Origin of the sequence: Proteiniphilum saccharofermentans (assembly GCF_900095135.1) — a bacterium.
GTDB lineage: Bacteria > Bacteroidota > Bacteroidia > Bacteroidales > Dysgonomonadaceae > Proteiniphilum > Proteiniphilum saccharofermentans.
In genome coordinates, this window is record NZ_LT605205.1 from 1,375,428 (window position 1) to 1,394,616 (window position 19,189).

At 41.9% G+C, this 19,189-nt stretch carries 10 protein-coding genes; 8 read left to right on the plus strand and 2 right to left on the minus strand.

Going from position 1 to position 19,189, the window contains the following annotated elements; translation table 11 throughout:
• Positions 1-338: 338 nt before the first annotated feature.
• From PSM36_RS05355 to PSM36_RS05390, 8 genes are all read left to right on the plus strand, one after another.
• Positions 339-1,724: an SGNH/GDSL hydrolase family protein gene (locus PSM36_RS05355; protein ID WP_394333051.1), complete on the plus strand. Its 1,386-nt coding sequence runs from the start codon at positions 339-341 to the stop codon at positions 1,722-1,724.
• Between the two features lie 30 nt (positions 1,725-1,754).
• Entirely contained in the window at positions 1,755-4,337 is a 2,583-nt protein-coding gene (locus PSM36_RS05360; RefSeq protein WP_083710936.1) for a glycoside hydrolase family 38 C-terminal domain-containing protein, read from the plus strand.
• A 118-nt stretch (positions 4,338-4,455) separates the two neighbouring features.
• Positions 4,456-6,756 carry a GH92 family glycosyl hydrolase gene (locus PSM36_RS05365; protein ID WP_044060127.1) on the plus strand — a complete coding sequence of 767 codons (2,301 nt, stop codon included), beginning with the start codon at positions 4,456-4,458 and terminating at the stop codon, positions 6,754-6,756.
• Between the two features lie 65 nt (positions 6,757-6,821).
• On the plus strand, positions 6,822-9,965 hold the full coding sequence (locus PSM36_RS05370) for a SusC/RagA family TonB-linked outer membrane protein (RefSeq protein ID WP_019538946.1): 3,144 nt from the start codon (positions 6,822-6,824) through the stop codon (positions 9,963-9,965).
• 200 nt (positions 9,966-10,165) lie between these two features.
• Positions 10,166-11,677, plus strand: a complete 1,512-nt coding sequence (locus PSM36_RS05375) for a RagB/SusD family nutrient uptake outer membrane protein (protein WP_076929505.1) — start codon at positions 10,166-10,168, stop codon at positions 11,675-11,677.
• A gap of 23 nt (positions 11,678-11,700) precedes the next feature.
• Positions 11,701-13,077, plus strand: a complete 1,377-nt coding sequence (locus tag PSM36_RS05380) for a DUF4185 domain-containing protein (RefSeq protein WP_076929508.1) — start codon at positions 11,701-11,703, stop codon at positions 13,075-13,077.
• Positions 13,078-13,117: 40 nt separating this feature from the next.
• Complete coding sequence (locus tag PSM36_RS05385; protein WP_076929510.1) at positions 13,118-13,588, plus strand: hypothetical protein; 471 nt, start codon at positions 13,118-13,120, stop codon at positions 13,586-13,588.
• A 12-nt stretch (positions 13,589-13,600) separates the two neighbouring features.
• Positions 13,601-14,617 carry a DUF4961 domain-containing protein gene (locus PSM36_RS05390; protein WP_076929512.1) on the plus strand — a complete coding sequence of 339 codons (1,017 nt, stop codon included), beginning with the start codon at positions 13,601-13,603 and terminating at the stop codon, positions 14,615-14,617.
• 135 nt (positions 14,618-14,752) lie between these two features.
• Here the strand turns inward: PSM36_RS05390 and PSM36_RS05395 are convergent, their stop codons facing one another.
• Together PSM36_RS05395 and PSM36_RS05400 are read right to left on the minus strand one after the other, a co-directional pair.
• Positions 14,753-16,351: a DUF6377 domain-containing protein gene (locus PSM36_RS05395; protein ID WP_019538951.1), complete on the minus strand. Its 1,599-nt coding sequence runs from the start codon at positions 16,349-16,351 to the stop codon at positions 14,753-14,755.
• 312 nt (positions 16,352-16,663) lie between these two features.
• Complete coding sequence (locus PSM36_RS05400; RefSeq protein ID WP_076929514.1) at positions 16,664-18,952, minus strand: hypothetical protein; 2,289 nt, start codon at positions 18,950-18,952, stop codon at positions 16,664-16,666.
• Positions 18,953-19,189 lie beyond the last annotated feature (237 nt).

Below are 19,189 nucleotides of genomic sequence, written 5' to 3' on the forward strand. Positions count from 1 at the left end.
TATAAAAAAGAAGTTCATTTCAAATCAGTTTACCAGAAAGATCTTCCTTGTATTTTATAATATTATAATATACAGTGTTTTATTTTATTTTTCACTGTAAAATCGTTTACTTTTAAACCTACTTTACGTTTGAAAGGGTATTTTTCGTCTTTATATTTGCAAAATCATTATTTAATATATTTATAATTACCAAGAATGGGGAGAAGAGGGTAAATTACTCTCTACCATGAATTATTTGTGTATGTCGGAGTAAAAAGTGAACTATTTCTGTCATTACCTTATGTTAAATTTTTTTAGTTAAACAGATCCTTCGGGTCACAATGATATTTACTATGAATATTACAAAAAGATTTACATCAGTTTTTATCGCGTTGGGTATAGCTGTTGGCTTGTTCTCCCAACCGGTTAGCCAGTTCGGGGAAGGGGAAAGGGTTGTCTTTCTGGGAAACAGTATTACAGATGGAGGGCACTATCACTCATTTATCTGGCTCTATTATATGACAAGGTTTCCAAACAGGGATCTGCGTATACTGAATGCAGGGATCGGTGGCAATACGGCTCTTGACATGTATAAACGTTTAGATAGTGACGTGTTCAGTAAGAATCCCACTACGCTGGTCGTTACATTCGGAATGAACGATTCGGGATACCAGGAATATAACGGAGATGACGGAGCCAGGTTTGGCGAAGAAAAATACCGGGAAACCTATGAAAATTTCAAGCTGCTGGAAGGTCGGTTGAAAGGGCTCTCCGGTACAAAGATCGTGATGATGGGAGGATCTCCGTATGATGGAGCTGCTAAGATTGATGGTAATACTGCTCTGAGGGGGAAAAATGACGTGATGCAGCGTATTGTGGCATTTCAGAAGAAATCAGCAGAAGAGAATAACTGGGAATTTCTGGATCTGAACGCCCCTATGACAGCCATTAACCAAAAGTTCCAGGTGAACGATCCGGGATTCACCCTTTGTGGTCTTGACCGGATTCATCCTGAAAATGACGGACACATGGTGATGGCTTACTTCTTTCTCAAGGAGCAGGGATTGGATTCCAATGTAGTATCGGACTTTGAGGTGAATGCGTCCAAAAAGTCGGTTGTCCGGTCGGCAAACTGTGAAATCTCCAATATAAGAGGAAATGAAGGGACACTCTCTTTTGATTACCTGGCTTATTCGTTACCCTATCCGTTAGATACCATTCCGCGTGGATGGAACGCAAAAAAATCACAGGCCGACGCAATGAAATATATACCATTTATGGAAGAAATGAATCAGGAGGTAATTAAAGTCTCCGATTTAGAGAAAGGTGATTACAAGATGTTCATTGATGGAGAAGAGATCGGGACATGGTCGTCTGACGACCTGAACAAAGGGGTGAACCTGGCGGCAGAAACAAAAACACCGCAATACCAGCAGGCTCTGTCGATTATGCATCTGAATGAAGTGCGGTGGGAGATTGAGAGAAATTTCCGGGACTATGCCTGGATACAATTCGGCTTTTTTCAGGAAAGGGGATTGCTGTTTGCCAATAACCGTGCATCGCTTGAAGCACTTGATAAGGAAACGGGTAACAACGGATGGCTGAGAATGCATAGGGATAATTATGCCCGGATGATGCATCCATCGTTTCGTGAAACGCGGCAGGCGGAAATGGATATGCTCGTTACGAAGATCTATGAGATAAACCAACCGGTAAAGAGAAAGATAGTTTTAGTGAAAATCTGATTGGATTGTAATCCCTGTAAAAGAAACGATATGGTACTTGAAAATTTAAGTCAAAAACATAGGTTGTCAGTTTTTATTCTGTTTTGTTTTCTACTGGTGAAAATACCTGTGTTGTCACAGACCGCATGGTTCACCGATGGTTATCATGGCGGTATCTACGGTCATTACCCGCAGTGGCAGGCACGATTCATGGTAGAGCAACTGGAGAAACATCCTGATTGGGCAATCAATCTGGAGATCGAGCCCGAGACCTGGGATACGATCAGTGTGACAGACGCGGAGAACTTTAAGGCATTCCAGGCATATTTTGAAAAAGAGGGTCCGTCGGGACGTATAGAGTTTGTAAACCCGACCTGGTCACAACCATACTGTTATAATATCTCGGGTGAGAGTATTATCCGGCAATTCCATTACGGTATGGCAAAGACCCGGGAGTATTTTCCAAGTGCCTCTTTCGTGACTTATGCCGTGGAAGAGCCCTGCTTCACGAGTAGTTTACCGCAGATACTGAAAGGTTTTGGTTATAAGTACGCGGTACTGAGAAACCCTAATACATGTTGGGGAGGTTATACCAGTGCTTTTGGAAAGAACCTGGTAAACTGGATCGGGCCTGACGGGACTTCTATTCCGGCTGTGCCGAGATATGCTGTTGAAGAGTTATCTACGGAATCGACCTGGCAGACCGAATCGTGGACCAACTCCAACAGTTTCATTGAGAAATGCTTTGCCAATGGTATACAGTTTCCGGTAGGGATGTGTTTTCAGGATGCGGGATGGGACGGAGGTCCGTGGCGCAGTGAATACCAGCCTACGCGATATACTACCTGGACCAATTATTTTGAAATGATAAAAGGAAAGGTGGAACCGGAAGACTGGCATTTCACGCAGGAAGATATCAAACCGGGATTGGTGTGGGGTGCACAAGTGGTGCAGGAAATTGCCAAACAGGTGCGGGAGAGTGAGAACCTGCTCGTCACTGCAGAAAAGATGGCTGCAATGGATTATCTCTTCAACGGCAAGAGTTGGCCGGAAGAGGATTTTGCCGAAGCATGGAGGACGTTGATGCTTGCCCAACACCACGACTGCTGGATTGTTCCCTATAACGGCAGGCCGGGAGATACCTGGGCCGATAAAGTAGTCCGGTGGACTGAAGCTACAAATCAAATCGCGTCCGAAAAGATATCAAACCTCTTTGCCAGGACGAATAATACTGAATATATCCGTGTATATAATACGCTGGGATCGGCACGTAAAGAAGAGGTCGCCCTGATTCTTCCGGAACATTTTCGAGGCCGGAAGATAGTAGTCATTGATGCCAAGGGTAAGCCTGTACCCCATCAATTATCAGAAAGTGTTGACGGAGAGGTAACACTGTTCTTTGAAGCATCGGTGCCGGGAATGGGCTATGCTACTTACTGGCTGAAACAGAGTGATAAGGAACTGCCCTCTAAAAAAGAGCTGGATCTTTCCTCAGAGAAACTCACATCTTCAGAAAAACTCGCAATAGAAACAGACTATTACTCAGTAATTATTGATCCTGCGCATGGTGGTACGATCACAAGCCTGATCGATAAAAAGAAGGGGAACAAACAATTGGTCCAAAACGGGAAATACCTGAACGACCTGAGAGGCTTTTTTTATAAGGAGGACAGATTTTATGAGGGATCAGAAAACCAGGCTACAGTCTCAGTGATGGAAGAGGGAGAGTTATTTACCCGTGTAAAAGTCGAAAACCAAATTGCCGGGCATAACTATTATCAACTGATCACTTTTTATGAAAATAATCCCCGTATTGATTTTACCCTGCATATCGACTGGGATGGGCAGCCGCGGATTGGTGCGTATGACCAGAGCGATAATTATGAAGCCACTGACCGGAATAAGGCTTTTTATAATGATGACTATAAGCTTCATGTACGGTTTCCGTTCAGTGATATAGGCCGGAAGATATATAAGAACGCACCGTTTGATGTCACCGAAAGTAAGCTTGACAATACGCTTTATTCAAGCTGGGACACTATCAAGCACAATGTGATCCTGAATTGGGTGGATATTACCGGTCAGGAGCAGGATTATGGAGTTGCACTCTTTTCAGATCATGCTACGAGTTATTTGCAATCAGACAGTTTGCCATTGGGGTTAACTGTGCAATATACCGGTAGGGCTTTATGGGGGAGAGATTACAGTATCCATGGCCCCACCGAAATCCGGTATGCGCTTCTGCCTCATTCCGGCGACTGGGAGAGGGGAGAGGTGGAAAAAGCGAGCAGTCAATGGAATGAACCAATGGTCGCACAATTCACGTCGGGTTCCCCTGAACAACAGGAAAGATCAATACTCGAAACGATCGGTGACAATCTGGAAATAACCTCTATGGTCGTGGAGAACGGCAATCTGCTTGTACGTATCTATAATACATCCTCCCGCGAAATTTCCCGTGAAGTGACCTGGAACTGTAGTGTGGATAAAATAGAGCAGGTAGACTTAAAAGGTGATACTATCCGTGAATTATCGCCTGTCGATAAGGGGGCGGGGCGGTTGCAGACAAATATAACAATCCCCCAATTCGGCTTTGTGACATTGCGGTTTATCGATTTGCAAATAAAAGAATGATTTAGTTCGCAACACTGCTACATGACTATATATCTGACTTAGATCCTTTAAAACAATTAATATGATATCCAATCGAAACAAGCTGACAGCAGTTATTCTTTTATTCGTCTTCTGCGCAATGACCGGGATTACCTCTTGTTCAAACGCAAAGAAAGATAATACAACAAAATTCTCACCAGCGGATTATGTAAACCCCTTTATAGGGGCAAGTACCAGTACTTCGGCAGCCGGAGTTTATCACGGATTAGGTAAAACTTTTCCGGGAGCAACCACCCCGTACGGCATGGTACAGGTAAGTCCGAATACCATTACCGGTGGGGATAACAGCCCGGGATACAGCTATGAACATAAAACAATAGAAGGTTTTGCTTTTACACAAATGAGCGGTGTAGGCTGGTTCGGGGATTTGGGTAATTTTCTGGTGATGCCCACAACCGGCGAATTGAAAAAAATTGCAGGAAAGGAAGACGGGAGTATCACCGGCTACAGATCGTATTACGATAAGAAATCCGAGGTTGCCGAGGCCGGATTTTATTCGGTCGACCTTACAGATTACGGGATCAATGTGCAGAGCAGCACTACACCCCGTTGCGGCATATTGAAGTTTACCTTTCCCGAAAATAAAAAATCACGTATTCAGATTGACCTTGCCCGTAGGGTGGGAGGAACATCTGTAGAACAGTATGTGAAAGTGGTAGACCAATATACCATCAAGGGGTGGATGAAATGCACGCCCGATGGTGGTGGCTGGGGCGACGGAGAAGGTAATACAAACTATACCGTACATTTTTTCGCCCGTTTCAGCAAGCCGTTGGAGAACTATGGATTTTGGAGTGCCGATATTCCTGATGGTTGGAGCCGGAAGAAAGATGATGTGGTGAGCGCTCCTTACCTTACCAGAGTGTCCGAAGCTCCGGTTATTACGGGAAAGGATGAAATGAAAGGAAAACATCTTGGTTTTTATACCGAATTTCCTACTCAGGAAGAAGAGCAAATTACACTGAAAGTGGGTATCTCCTTTGTCGATATGGAAGGGGCAGAAAATAATTTCAACACTGAAATAGCCTCGTTAGATTTCAATGAAGTGAAGACTCAGGCACGTCAGCTATGGGATAAAGAGTTAAGCCGGATTAAAATATCCGGAGGAAGTGATGATGACAAGACTATATTCTATACTGCATTATATCATACTATGATTGATCCCAGAATATTTACCGATGCCGACGGTCGTTATATGGGTGGTGACAATACAATTTATTCAACAAACGAAACCTTTACCAAACGGACCATATTCAGTGGATGGGATGTGTTTCGCAGTCAGTTCCCGCTACAAACAATTATAAATCCTTCTCTGGTAAGTGATCAGATAAATTCACTCGTTACGTTGGCTGAACAAAGTGGCAAAGAATATTATGAACGTTGGGAAATTGTGAATGCTTATTCCGGATGCATGCTCGGGAATCCGGCACTCTCGGTACTTGCTGATGCTTATGTAAAAGGAATCCGGACTTTCGATGTAGAAAAAGCCTATGAGTATGCGAAAAATACTTCCCGTGTATTCGGTAATGATAAACTGGGATATACTCCCTCTGAGCTCAGTATTTCGCATACATTGGAATATGCCTATACAGACTGGTGTATTTCACAGTTAGCGAGTGCAATGGGTAAAGACGAAGAAGCAAAGGTATACGCTCAGAAATCTCAGGCATACCGGAATATTTTTGATAAGGAAAAAGGATGGTTCCGTCCCCGCAAAGCAGACGGCTCATGGCAGGACTGGCCGGAAAACGCCCGTACAACCGAATGGTATGGGTGTGTGGAGTCAAACCCTTACCAGCAGGGTTGGTTTGTACCACATGATATAGAGGGTATGGTGGAACTTATGGGTGGAAGAAAAGCAGTGCTGGCAGACCTGTACAGCTTCTTTGATAAAACCCCGGATGACCTGTTGTGGAATGACTATTACAATCATGCCAATGAACCGGTGCATTTTGTGCCTTTCTTATTCAATAAACTGAATGAGCCATGGAATACACAGAAATGGAGCAGGCATATTTGTAAGAATGCATATCGTAATGAAGTGGAAGGAATTGTAGGTAACGAAGATGCCGGGCAGATGTCTGCATGGTATGTGTTAACAGCATCGGGCATTCATCCTTCCTGCCCCGGGGATACAAGATTAGAGATTACCAGCCCGGTATTCGACAGGGTAGACTTCAGGCTCGACCCCGATTACGCCCGGGGAGAGAAATTTACAATCATTGCCCATGACAATAGTCCGGCAAATATATATATCCAAAAGGCAGTGCTGAACGGAGAAGAATATAGCGAATGCTATCTTGATTTTTCTGATATCGTTCAGGGAGGTGTTTTGGAATTATATATGGGAAGTACTCCTAATAAAGAATGGGGTAAGTAATTATTTTATATATACTTAACCATAAATAAGTGCAACTTTTTATTAATCAAAAATTGTTTACAAACATGAAAAGAAAACAGAGAGCGGATGCACCTGGTGTGTTTTCCAAAATTGTAAAACTGCTGTTGATCCTGATACTGCTATTAAATAGCGGAGTACAGGCGAAAGCCTCTTCAGATCTCATTTCACAACGTCCTGAAAGAACTATTTCCGGTGTGGTAACAGATGAGAACGGTGATTCTGTAATTGGTGCGACTGTTGTAGTGAAAGGTACGACAATAGGTACCACCACGGATATTGACGGAATTTTCTCTTTAAGAATACCTTCAGATGCTAAAACGCTGCAGATATCGTATGTGGGAATGATGACTGTAGAGTTGACAATCGGTGATAATTCACAGTACAATGTGGTTATGAAACCGGATGCTGTTCTGATGGAAGATCTGGTAGTTATCGGATACGGAACCCGCTCAAAAAAAGATATGTCCATAGCAGTGAGTTCTGTAAAAAGTGATGAATTGAATGAACGCCCGTCTGCCTTTAACATCATGCAAGGCATAGCCGGAAAAGTGGCCGGGGTAACAAACGTATCAATGTCCGGCAGACCTGGTGGTGGTTCTTCCCTACGCGTTCGTGGAATGGGCTCCATCAATGCGGGCAAAGATCCTATCTATGTGCTCGATGGGGTAATTGGGGTTGACCCCAATATCATCAACTCTGCGAATGTGGAATCTATCGACATCCTTAAGGATGCAGCTGCCACCGCTATGTATGGCGCCCAGGGATCAAACGGGGTTGTACTTATCACCACCAAGAAAGGTAAAAAAGGCAAAGGCTCCATTACCTACGATGGTAAGATGGGATTTGGTTTTATGAATCGCAAACTCGACATGCTGGATGCCGATGAATATATGGAAGTTCAACGGCGCAGCTATGCTTACAGCGGACAAACCATGCCTCACCTTACCACTGCCGACGAAAAACTCTTCTACTATGCTAAGGATGCTTCCGGCAACTACCAGTACGATGAAAATGGACTGCTTATTGCTTCGCCCAGGTATAACACAGACTGGCAGAAGGAAATGACCCGCACAGCCATTACCAATGACCACATTGTATCTTTTTCATCAGGCAATGATGATACAAGTGTTTATTCAAGTGTTGCTTATCAGAATTATGAAGGGGTGATGAAAAGTTCCGAGTACGAACGCTTTTCCGGTACTATTAATGTAAACAGCAGGATCAAGGACTGGCTCCGCGTTCAGGTTGTAGGAACCGTAGGAAGTCAGAAAGGTAACAATAACGATATGGAAAGTTCTTTCGGTCAGGGGGCGATCCGTAATATGATCGAGATGCCGCCCATTGTGCCTGTTAAATACGAAGATGGTACCTGGGGACGCAAGGGAGATTACAAATTTTCCGAAGAAGGAGAGAATCCACTGCTGCTGTTACGGGATAGAAGGGATGAATGGAAATCCAACTTCTCCGTATTCAGCCTCAATTCCATTCTCGACCTAACCAGAAAGCTAACGCTGACTGTCCAGGGAGACTATCAGCAGAGCAACAGGAAGGGGATGAGTTATGCCAAAGCCGGACTTCTGGACGTAAGCGAAAATAATGGTGGTTACGCGGATATCAGTAACTCCGATAATCAGAAACTCACCAGCGAAAACTACTTTACCTATACCGATGAGTATTTCAACGGACAACTCAGTTCTAACTTTGTGCTGGGTGCCAGTTGGTATTATAATCGCAATGAAAGTTCATCCTCCGGTTCCGAACAATACTTCGATGATTCATTCGACTATCATAACCTTTCGGCAGGAACAACATGGCATGAACCCAGATCCGGGATGAATCAGAATACGATGAATTCATACTATTTCCGGATGAATCACAGTTTCCGCGACAGGTATCTGCTGGGTGTTACATTCCGTGCTGATGGTGCTTCAAACTTTGGTATGAACAACAAGTACGGATACTTCCCGTCAGTATCTGCCGGATGGCGTATTTCGGAAGAGAGTTTTTTCCGACCGCTCCTCAATGTAGTAAGCCAGGCCAAGCTGAGAACAAGTTACGGTGTGGTTGGTAATGCCTCCATCCCCAATTACAGAACCATTTCACAATACGGAAACGGCTCTACCATTTTCAACAAGGAGCTCACGTCGTATGTAACTTTGAGCAATTTGGGTAACAAAGACCTCAAGTGGGAATCATCACGACAGTTTAATGTTGGATTAGATCTCAGCTTCTTCAACAACCGCTTAGAGGTAATCATGGACTATTACACCAAGTCAACCCAGGACCTGTTGTTCGAGAAACAGATACCTATCACCACCGGATATGCTACTACATGGTCCAATCTTGGCGAGATACGGAACGATGGATTCGAGGCTACCATTACATCCCGCAACATTCATACAAAAGATTTTATGTGGGTGACAGATCTTGTGTACTCCACTAATAAAGTGAAAACAATAGATATAAACGGAGAAACCATTGATACAGGGAATAATACCATAGCCCGGGAAGGTATAGACTGGGCATCGTATTACGTCTATAAAAGACTGGGTACCTGGAGTCTTGCCGAGGTAGAGGAAGCTGCCAGGTATGGCAAAAGACCCGGTGATATCAAGTACGAAGATGTGAACGGTGACTATAAGATCGACGAAGAAGATCGTCAGTTAATGGGAACCGGCAGACCGAAAGGAAACCTCACCATGGTGAATACCTTTACCTACAAGGGCTTTTCATTGATGGTTGACCTTAATTATGTGTACGGCTTCAAGATCATGAGTATTACCCATTCCATGGGCGAAAACAGACCGTTGTACAGCAACAGCGTGAAAGATATACTTAAAGCATGGACACCCGAGAATCAAAATACTATGGTTGCCGCACTGCGTTTGCCGTCAGACCCATTCTTCGGTGAAAACGAAAAAGATTCGTATATGCTTCATAAAGGGGACTTCCTGCGAATACGCAACGTTGTACTCTCGTATTCTTTCAGTCCTAAAGTGCTTAACTGGCTCAGGGAAGTAAACAACCTCTCATTGGGAGTATCCGTTGAAAACCTTGCGTTATTCACCCAATACCCCGGATATGACACAGAAATGGGAGCATTCAATACAGACAACGGACAGAGTATCGACTTCTACTCATACCCTCGTCCAACAACAGTTACTGCTAATATAAAGATTACATTCTAAGAATTAAAGAGTAAAGAACAAAGAACCAAGAGTCAAGACTTTGTTAGTGAAGAATTAAAAGTGAAAAGTAAATAATGAATAATGAATAATGAAATAGTGAACTTCTCCACTTCTTAGTTCTAATTTCTTCGTTCTTGATTCTAAAAATTCTGGTTCTAAAACGTTCCATACACATTGATGTAAACAAATAAAATAATTGTATGAAAAAGATATATTCAAATATAAGCTGGCTCATTGCCCTGGCGGTAATCATCACTTCATGCGACTCTTTCCTTGAAGAAAAGCCAAAGACATTTCTGAACCCCGATTCATATTACCAGAACGAAAAGCAGGTCTTGGCTGCTGTCAACGGTATATACACTTTTGTTGACGATATTATGGACTCAGATATTGAGCCCGGTTCGCAGAGCTTCATTTTCCTGGAATTCATGCACGGATACGGTGAACGTATGCGCGGGTCAGGTACCCAAGACCTCGCTCAGGCCAACAGTCTGCTCATTGCGGACAATAACAGCTATGTGCAGAGATTCTGGGAAACAGCATACCGGGCTATCGAGAATTGCAACAGCATCATCGAAGGCATCGAAGGTATGGCAGAAGGGACAATAAGTGAAGCCAAAAAGAACCAGTACCTGGGAGAAACTTATTTCCTCCGTGGTTATTTTTACTTCAATCTGGTAAGGCTTTATGGGCCGGTGCCCCTGAAACTCACACCCACTAAAGATGTAAGCAACACAGCCATTGAGCTGTCATCCGTAGATGCCATCTACACCCAGATCGATGCGGATATGACAAGAGCTGGCGAACTGATGGAAGATATGGAGTGGACAAATACCAGTGGCCGTGTAACTAAGGGAACCGTGAAGTCTATACACGCCAAGGTCTTACTTACGATGGCCGGATATCCCCTTCAAAAGGGAACCGAATACTATACCAGGGCCTACAACATGGCAAAGCAGGTATATAACAGTGGGAGATTTTATCTGTTCGACAGCTATGAAGAGTTGAGAACTGTTGAAAATTCCGGAGAGATTATCTGGTCCATTCAAAGAGAGGCCGACAATGCGGGTAATCCCCTCCATAGTGCCCTGTTAGCTTATCCTGCGCCGGTAAAAGCTGTCTCTGCCAGTGCCGCTTACGGTGGAGCAATCACTGTTACCCGGATGTTCTTCGACACCTATCCCGAAGGCGATAAGCGCAAAGAAGAAAGAGAATTCTATTATACCCAACAGGAGGCACTCGACCAATCGGGCATGGTAGACCTCGGCAGGCTATATATCTATAAGTACTGGGACCAGGATGCCGCGGTAACCGGAAAATCCGGAGCCAACTTTACACTCTTAAGATATGCAGATGTACTGTTGATGTTGGCTGAAGCAAAAGCCCAGGCCGATGGAGGAACCACAACCGATGCCGATGCCATTGCAGCCTACTACGCCGTTAGAAAACGTGCATTGCCGGAAGAAGTGAAACCAACATCCATCACTGTCGACAGGATATTGCAGGAACGTTTCTGGGAACTGGCTTTCGAGAATCAGACATGGTATGATATGTTGAGAACCCGCAGGGCTTTACATGCTGTCACAGGACAGATGGTAAATATGATCGGGTACCAGACGCCGACTCATACAGCACCGTTTACCGAAGCAAGTTTATTGTTACCATACCCGATCAGGGAAAAGAGGTTAAATCCTAATTTGAAGAGGGATTGATCATTTAATAACGAGTAGTTAATATGAAGTACAATTATAACCATATGGTATTATTATCGTTCTTACTTTTCCTCCTGGCCTCTTGTTCCAAGAGTGATGACAGCATAAGGAAGAATCCCTTTGAACCTGATGGTGGTCACACCTATATCAAGATCGCCACTACATTCAATGCTGACACGTTATCCCTGTCGTGGGAACTTACCAATCCGGAAGTCAGTTTCGATAATTATCGTATTGAGTTGAGTCAACCTGTCACAGTTAAAACTGTTGAAAAAGGCGAAACAACAAGCTACTTCACCCGTGTGCCTTATAATGAACCTGTATCGGTAACTCTCTCATTGGTGAAGGGTAGCGAAGTTGTAAACACCAACACTATCCAGGCAAAAATTGATGGTCTTGACAAGGTGATTGCCGGCATTATCATTCCCGACCAGGGAAGTGTAACCGCAGGTGATGGTATGTATTCCATTCCTTTACCCGACGGCAGGAGTATCTTCCTGATGGGCGACTCTTATATAGGAACGGTTACTAATGGACAACGTCCCACATCTGACCGTATGTATCGCAATACCTATATTGTGTATGACAACGGCAAGGTGAGTGCCATTTACGGGTACGGGGGCAACAGGAATGCTTCTGCAGCAGTACCTCCCGGTTATCCCGACGAGCAGAAATGGTACTGGCCCGGACATGGATTTGTGAATGGTGACAAGTTGTACATCTTTCAAACCCTGATGTATCAGGGAGGTGAAGGCATGTGGGGATTCATGTATGAAACCACCCATATACTGGAGTATAACCTTCCCGGTCTGGAATTGAATAAGATAACGCCCATACCATTCAACGGCTCTCCAGATATTCATTACGGAATGGCTGCACTGAACGATGGTGATTATAATTATATCTATGCACAGGTGGATATACGAAATGATATGGATCCCATCACCGAAGTACTGGTTGCACGGACCGCCGTAGGTAACCCATACGACAACTGGCAATATTACAACGGTTCGGGCTGGAGTATAAATCCATCAGATGCCGTGAAGCTGGAAGGCTTATCAACTGTACCTGTTTCGTCACAGTTCAATGTGTTCAAACTGCGGGGCAAGTATGTGTTGCTTACACAAAAGAAGACTTTTAATTCCGGTGAGATATACACGTTTATTGCTGATAACCCTACCGGGCCGTGGAGAAATAAGCAACTCATATTCAGAACCTATGAGCAGAACACTCCCCATTTATTGACCTACAATGCGATGGCTCACCCGCAGTTTGAGAAAGACGGGATGATACTTGTCAGCTACAACGTGAATACCGAAGTATTTGCGGAACAGTTCAGCGATGTAAGTACTTATCGCCCCCGGTTTTTCTGGATCGATATAGATAAAATTATGGATTAAGAGACTGCAAACTCACAACTTATAAACTTAAAAAATTAAAATGATGAAAAAATATGCATTCATACTTATTGTAGTTTCGGTTTTAGTCGCCATCGTAAGCTGCGAAGACGAAAACCGAACACAAATATCATCCGATTACCCATCTGACTATGATATAAATTATGGCCTCTTCCATGTTTACCAGTACGATGAGGTAAACATTAACGGGATCGACCTCGCCAAGAAGTTCGACTTCTTCGAGACTTTCAGGTTGACGTTGCACTATACCGATAACAAGATCAGTGCGGTAACTTTCAGCAATGGCGATGTGCCTTTTTCACCTTACAGCTATGAGATTCCTGCCGGTAAGGTGGATGCATATCTGAACACGAGCGTGCTTCCCAATGAACTGCGTTTAACTGAATCGGACAAATTAATCGCCTACTATGTAAACGGTGAGTTTAGCATCCCTTTCAAACTGGATTGTCCGTCACTGGATTATAAATATACTTTCAAAAGCATTAATCAATAAAATTGTAATAATATGCAATACATAAAAAAATATAAATACGCGTTGTCATTGTTGGTACTCTTATTCCTTGTTGTCACCTGCATGACCATTGAAGAGATCATTCACCCCGATAATGCTCAGGTTGACAGTGATATCAACATAACAGTAAAGATAAAAATCGTTGCCGAAACCGATGGTAACAGTAAGTTGGCATTTGGTATATTAATGCCTAAAGCCTGGAATGTGAAAGACAATGCTATGTTGACTCTTACCACTGACGCGGCATTTGCCGGGAATAAAGTTACCAACGAACCCATGGTACTGATGAGTGCCACAGATACAAATCCAACGGATGGAATGCCATGGGCATCTTCTTTCCAGAGCCGTATGGGCGTACTTGGCAACACAGGCCCGATGGAATGGGTCGTGTTTAAATCGGCTACCACTTTCCAAATCAATGATAACATTGCAGACCAAAAAACCGTAGTGGGTACTGTGAACATAAAACTTCATACAGGTCCGCGTGCCGTGAAGTTCTATGCAGGATACACATTCTGTGGTGAAGCATTTGGATTCCACAATGAAAAATACCCTGGTGAGGATGTGGTAGAAGCTAAACTTCTGGAAATTACCGGTGGTGATGAGCCTCAAATGGACTTCACTTCTGACCCCGCGGTATCTTTCGTTCCTGCCACTTTCGGTTTCGGTGATATATTTTCCATCCGCTATAACGAACCGAACTACGTAACCGAAGGTGGTCTGAAAGATGGCGATGTTCATCTGTATGCAAAGGTACAGTACATGGAAGGTGGAGTAGAGAAAGAAAAGATCGTGGACGAGATTTCCGATAAAACTCTTATGGAATCACTGGGTAATCTGGGCGCAGTGACTTCTTTCCAGAAATACATTTACCCAAGAGAATTCTTTGGTTTATCCAAAGATGCCGATATATCAGGCATTCAGGTTCATTTCACAAATAAGGATAAAAGTGTGGTTATATTGGATAATGAAACGCAAGATAATTTTGTGATAGAGGAAACCTGTGAGTAGGGGGTTATACCTGAATTAATTTCACCCGGTTCTTTGGATACTTCCCTTTTAAAAAGGAATGCCCAAAGAACCGGGTGATTATATCCTTTTTTTTAAGAAATTCAGATAGTTTCTCTATTTTGAAATATCCTTCTTTTAAGATATACTGCCGATCCTGATGATCATTTCTTCAAATTGATCACCCCCAGCCAGGGCTTTTCCCTTTACTTTGCTTTTATAGTTGTAAACAGTCTGCACCGAATAGTGCAGAAAGTCGGCGATCTGCTTCATGTCTGTGATCCCTAATTTGATCAAAGCGAATATACGAAGTTCATTATTTAACTCCCCTCTTTCGGGATAATATTGTTCATCAGCCCTGAGCAGAGAGTTGAATTCCGAAACAAAGTTGGGGTAAAGTGCCAGAAAAGTTTTGTCGAAATTGGCATGTAATTCGGAGATATCTTTCTCCAATTCATCCGTGGATAATTTAAATAGATTGTTTATCTGTCCGGTTTTTATATTCAGGTTCACATTTTTCCGATACTTGTGAAGTTTATTGACATAGATAGAACACTGGTTCATAAAGTAACCGATATAGTGTTCTTTCACGGTATTGGCTTCATCCAGCTTCCGGTTCAACTGCAGAAGATCTTCGTTCATTATTCTAAGCTCCTTCCGGGCTTTTGAAACGGCCTTGACCTGTAGATACAGATAAAATAAGGTAATGATCAGGACCAATGCAAATAGACTGGTAATGATTGAGAAGTTCTTTAAATTCTTCTGTTGAGAATAAATTTTTTGCAGGTAGGTGTCTTCAATGATGGGTTGTACCCGTGCAATAACGGAGTTTTTAAATCTTGCATTATAAAACAGCGCATCATCCAAAGCTATCCTTATATATTCGTATGCCCTGTCAATATCCCCCATTTCATACAGGTTTATGGCTAAAGACAGCAGCGCTTCATTTTCTTTTACCGCCAATTCTATGTCGGTGATCGCTGCGATAATCAGGTAATAATTTTCAAGTTCTTTTTTACCTGAGTGGCGGTATAATTTGGCGAGATTCATTGCAGCCATTGCATAACCGTGTGTTTCAGGTGTCTGATTATGAAAGACGGGTAACAACAATTTTTCTGCCTCTGAAAACTGCCTTTCTTCCTGAAGCTTATGTGCTAATTCTTTTTTATATTCTTCGGATCCTTCGTCTAACAACCCCATTACCTTATCTCTATAGGATTCCTTTTGTTTCTCATATACCAGCGAGTGGTTTGCATCGGAAGTATAGAATATAAGACTCTCAAAATATCGAATAGAATTCCAACAATACCATACCTTGTCTTTGTCTGACATGCTTTCATAATCAAGAGAGTCGAAAAGTTCAGAAGCTTCCAGAAACAAACCCGATAGTGAATAGATATAGGATAAGCGCAACAGATTCTCCACAATGATATCCTGATCATCCAGTCTGTTTGCAAGAGATAGATTCTCTTTGATATAAAACTCTGCAGAGTCACAAATGAAACTATTGTATTGTTCGATAATTTTCGAGTTGATATTGATTATATCGTTCGTATCGACCAGTAGTTGTTTTCTCTGCTTCAATTCCTGGATCTTATCTTCCCTTATCTTTGTGTATCCGGATCGTTCTGAAATAACCTTGTCCAGCACTTTCAGCAGGGAATCGTTTTCACTTTCCACGCTGAAAATGGCCGTTGGAAAAATAATCAATAAAAGTATAACATACGCGAGCCTCATAGTAAATAATCTCTCCGGTTGATCCAGTAATTTGCTTTTAAGAATTCATTCATGACCTTATCCTAGCGGTTGTAACCGTAATGTACAAATATATATATAATTTTGTGGTGTATTGCCATATTTAACATAATAATAAAGTTGTGTAGCTGATATACATCAATTTGTATGTCTTAATGATTTTTATATAGCTATAAGTCGAAAATACAGAGAAAAGATTCCTGAAACAGACACAAAAAATGTTTCAATCGATTGTAGATAAACCTAAAGAAAAGAAGAGATTAAAAATAACCGAAAAAGTCAATACAAAGAGGTTTATTTTGATATTCTACCGTTCAAGATTGTAGATGTGAAAGAATATGGATTTTTCGCCAATTTTTCAAATTTCAAGTATTTCTTTTTTTGTTCATCGTTTAAACGGTTCGTTTTGAAATCGTTCTTAGCCCTGCTATACCAATCGTATAACATCTTTTCAAGACCTATGCTGCCTGAGGAAGGCATTCGTTGATTATCAGATAGAAAGTTAATAAGCATATTGTACTTACTGTTCCACTCATAGACTTTTTTTTCCGTATCAATATCTGCATATTGATCTTTTATTCTCTCTACTTCAGATTTTTGACCTTCCGTCAGTTGATCAAAATTAATGCATTGTAATCTCCACCATCGATACAGTGAAGTTTCATTTTGGTCGGTTGAAGCGGAAAAAGGGAAATGCCAGTTCTGTGAGATGAACTTTTCCAAGTCAGCCAGTCTCTCATCAAATGGCTTGTTGGAAATACCAAGCGTCGCCGGGTCGCCCGTCTTGTCTGGATAGGTCTTATTGCTCAAACCGAAACACCCGTTCTTATATTGCTTGAAACGTTTCTTTGAGTCTTTGATCATCGATGTCCGGATGCTGTTGATATTTGTCTCAGGAAAATATTGCAAAACATGATCTGTTATTTCCCCGACTGCCCGTGGACTATCGTGTGCATTTAAAAATTCAATGATAGTTTCCCTGATGGTACCCGACTTGATATGTTTCCATTCTTTTAGCATATACATGCTTTTTCGGCCTTTGTGGGTTATTAAATCGTGTTGGTATAAAAGAGGCCGAAGCTGTTTGGAGGAGGTATATTTATGTTCCGGGAGTATCTTTTTAAATTCTGTAAATATATCATCTATGTGCATGGGTGTCCCTTGCTGTTTCAATATTTCATATATCACATCGGAAGGTTGTTTGGGAAGAACAGGAGGGGGTGGAGTGATGACTTTTCCCGAGACGGTTGCAAGGCCGAACTCATGCTCAAGGATATCGGACGCAACCTTTATTACACCTTCCAGTATTCCGTCCTTATATTTTTGCCATCCTGGCGAGCTTAATAAGTAGACTCCGAGGTGTGATATAAGGTCTATTCTACTAATTGACACAAGATGGTTTATATCAGTGATAAATCTGTTAAAATTGAAAGACTCTGCCAACCCTGCCGGAATCAATACACTGTTTTTCCATGTCTTATCATTTTCCCTGATAGCAAAGCTACCCATATAGATATGTGTGGAATCGGTAAACAGAGAGAGTATCTTCAGGATAAAAGCCCGGGTGAAATGAATATTTTCCCGTTCAATCAATGCTGAGATGCGGTCATCGTCCTGCCATATAATATCGTCCTCCTTTATTGAATGCTGATAAAAGGAACATTCTTCTTTCATTTGTTTAATAAAGGAATTATTGGGTGAAAAGAAGTTCCTGTATGTTTTATTTTTAATTTGATTGATCCGTTGACTTGATAGATTGTGTATTTTTCCTAATGATTTGTTTGTTAATAGTTTATTGTTTTCGAGTATGTGGTATGAATGAAGAAGGACATCAATTTCCCTCCTGTCGTTTGACCTGAGTTCTTTTTCGAGTATCCAAAACATGGGTATATGTCCCTGTTGTGTATAGTAATCATATACAAAATCCTCCTCAAACCATTTACCTTTTTCCAATATTAGCCTCTCCCTCGGAAAAGCATCCTCCGGTAAAAGTATAATATTTAAAAGTTCATTTTCGAACTTTCTTTTTAACGCTATGAGTTCAGGATATGCTTTCTTGCCTAAATTCCTGATATTCATAAGAACTCCGTCCCGCTCAATTAGGTAATCATATATAAAATTCTCAAAATTGATTTTACCTAACCATCTGGCTGTCCGTTTAGAACAAGACGAAACAAGTTCATTATATTTTTTTTCAACTAAAATCTTTTTTAGGGGAGACAAGTAGTTAAATAATTCGGCAGGAGAAATAAGTTTATCATTGAGGGCATGGTGAAGATCATTCTCAATCAACTCTTTTACTTCTGATTTTCTATCATATTCCGGCTCTTTTTTTTGATGGTCCCCAATTTGGGGTTCTTTAAGCTGAAAAAGAATGTCTTTACATAGTGTTTCTAATTCAAGCGAGGTCCTGTGGCCTACATTTCGAATTTCCATAAAAGACCCACCCTCTTCATAATAGGTAATAATATCATAGAGGGTGTATAGATCTATATAAAGACAACAATTGAGTGCGCGAACGGATAATTTTCCATTGTCATGAAGGTCGCGGATTGGGATATTCTTCAATGATTCTTTTAACATAGTAAATCTTAAACGAGTAATAGGTTATACAAAATATGTAACTGTTATGTATTGATCCTCAAAGATAGATAAATAATGCTATAAATAAAAAAATCTGAAAATAGGAAATTTCTTCATATTCTTATTTTAATTACTATTTTTGTATTACCTTGGGGAGTCGCCTTGATAAAACAGATTGAGTCTGTTGGTAAAATGAAAGTCATTAGTCCTCCGATAGGATGAATTTGGAAATGATGT

Bases quoted from the DNA above. Each gene is read 5' to 3' on its own strand.
- PSM36_RS05400 (WP_076929514.1), bottom strand. From the start codon at position 18,952: ATGTTAAAAGAATCATTGAAGAATATCCCAATCCGCGACCTTCATGAC.
- PSM36_RS05385 (WP_076929510.1), top strand. From the start codon at position 13,118: ATGATGAAAAAATATGCATTCATACTTATTGTAGTTTCGGTTTTAGTC.
- PSM36_RS05360 (WP_083710936.1), top strand. From the start codon at position 1,755: ATGGTACTTGAAAATTTAAGTCAAAAACATAGGTTGTCAGTTTTTATT.
- PSM36_RS05370 (WP_019538946.1), top strand. From the start codon at position 6,822: ATGAAAAGAAAACAGAGAGCGGATGCACCTGGTGTGTTTTCCAAAATT.
- PSM36_RS05375 (WP_076929505.1), top strand. From the start codon at position 10,166: ATGAAAAAGATATATTCAAATATAAGCTGGCTCATTGCCCTGGCGGTA.
- PSM36_RS05390 (WP_076929512.1), top strand. From the start codon at position 13,601: ATGCAATACATAAAAAAATATAAATACGCGTTGTCATTGTTGGTACTC.
- PSM36_RS05380 (WP_076929508.1), top strand. From the start codon at position 11,701: ATGAAGTACAATTATAACCATATGGTATTATTATCGTTCTTACTTTTC.
- PSM36_RS05395 (WP_019538951.1), bottom strand. From the start codon at position 16,351: ATGAGGCTCGCGTATGTTATACTTTTATTGATTATTTTTCCAACGGCC.
- PSM36_RS05365 (WP_044060127.1), top strand. From the start codon at position 4,456: ATGACCGGGATTACCTCTTGTTCAAACGCAAAGAAAGATAATACAACA.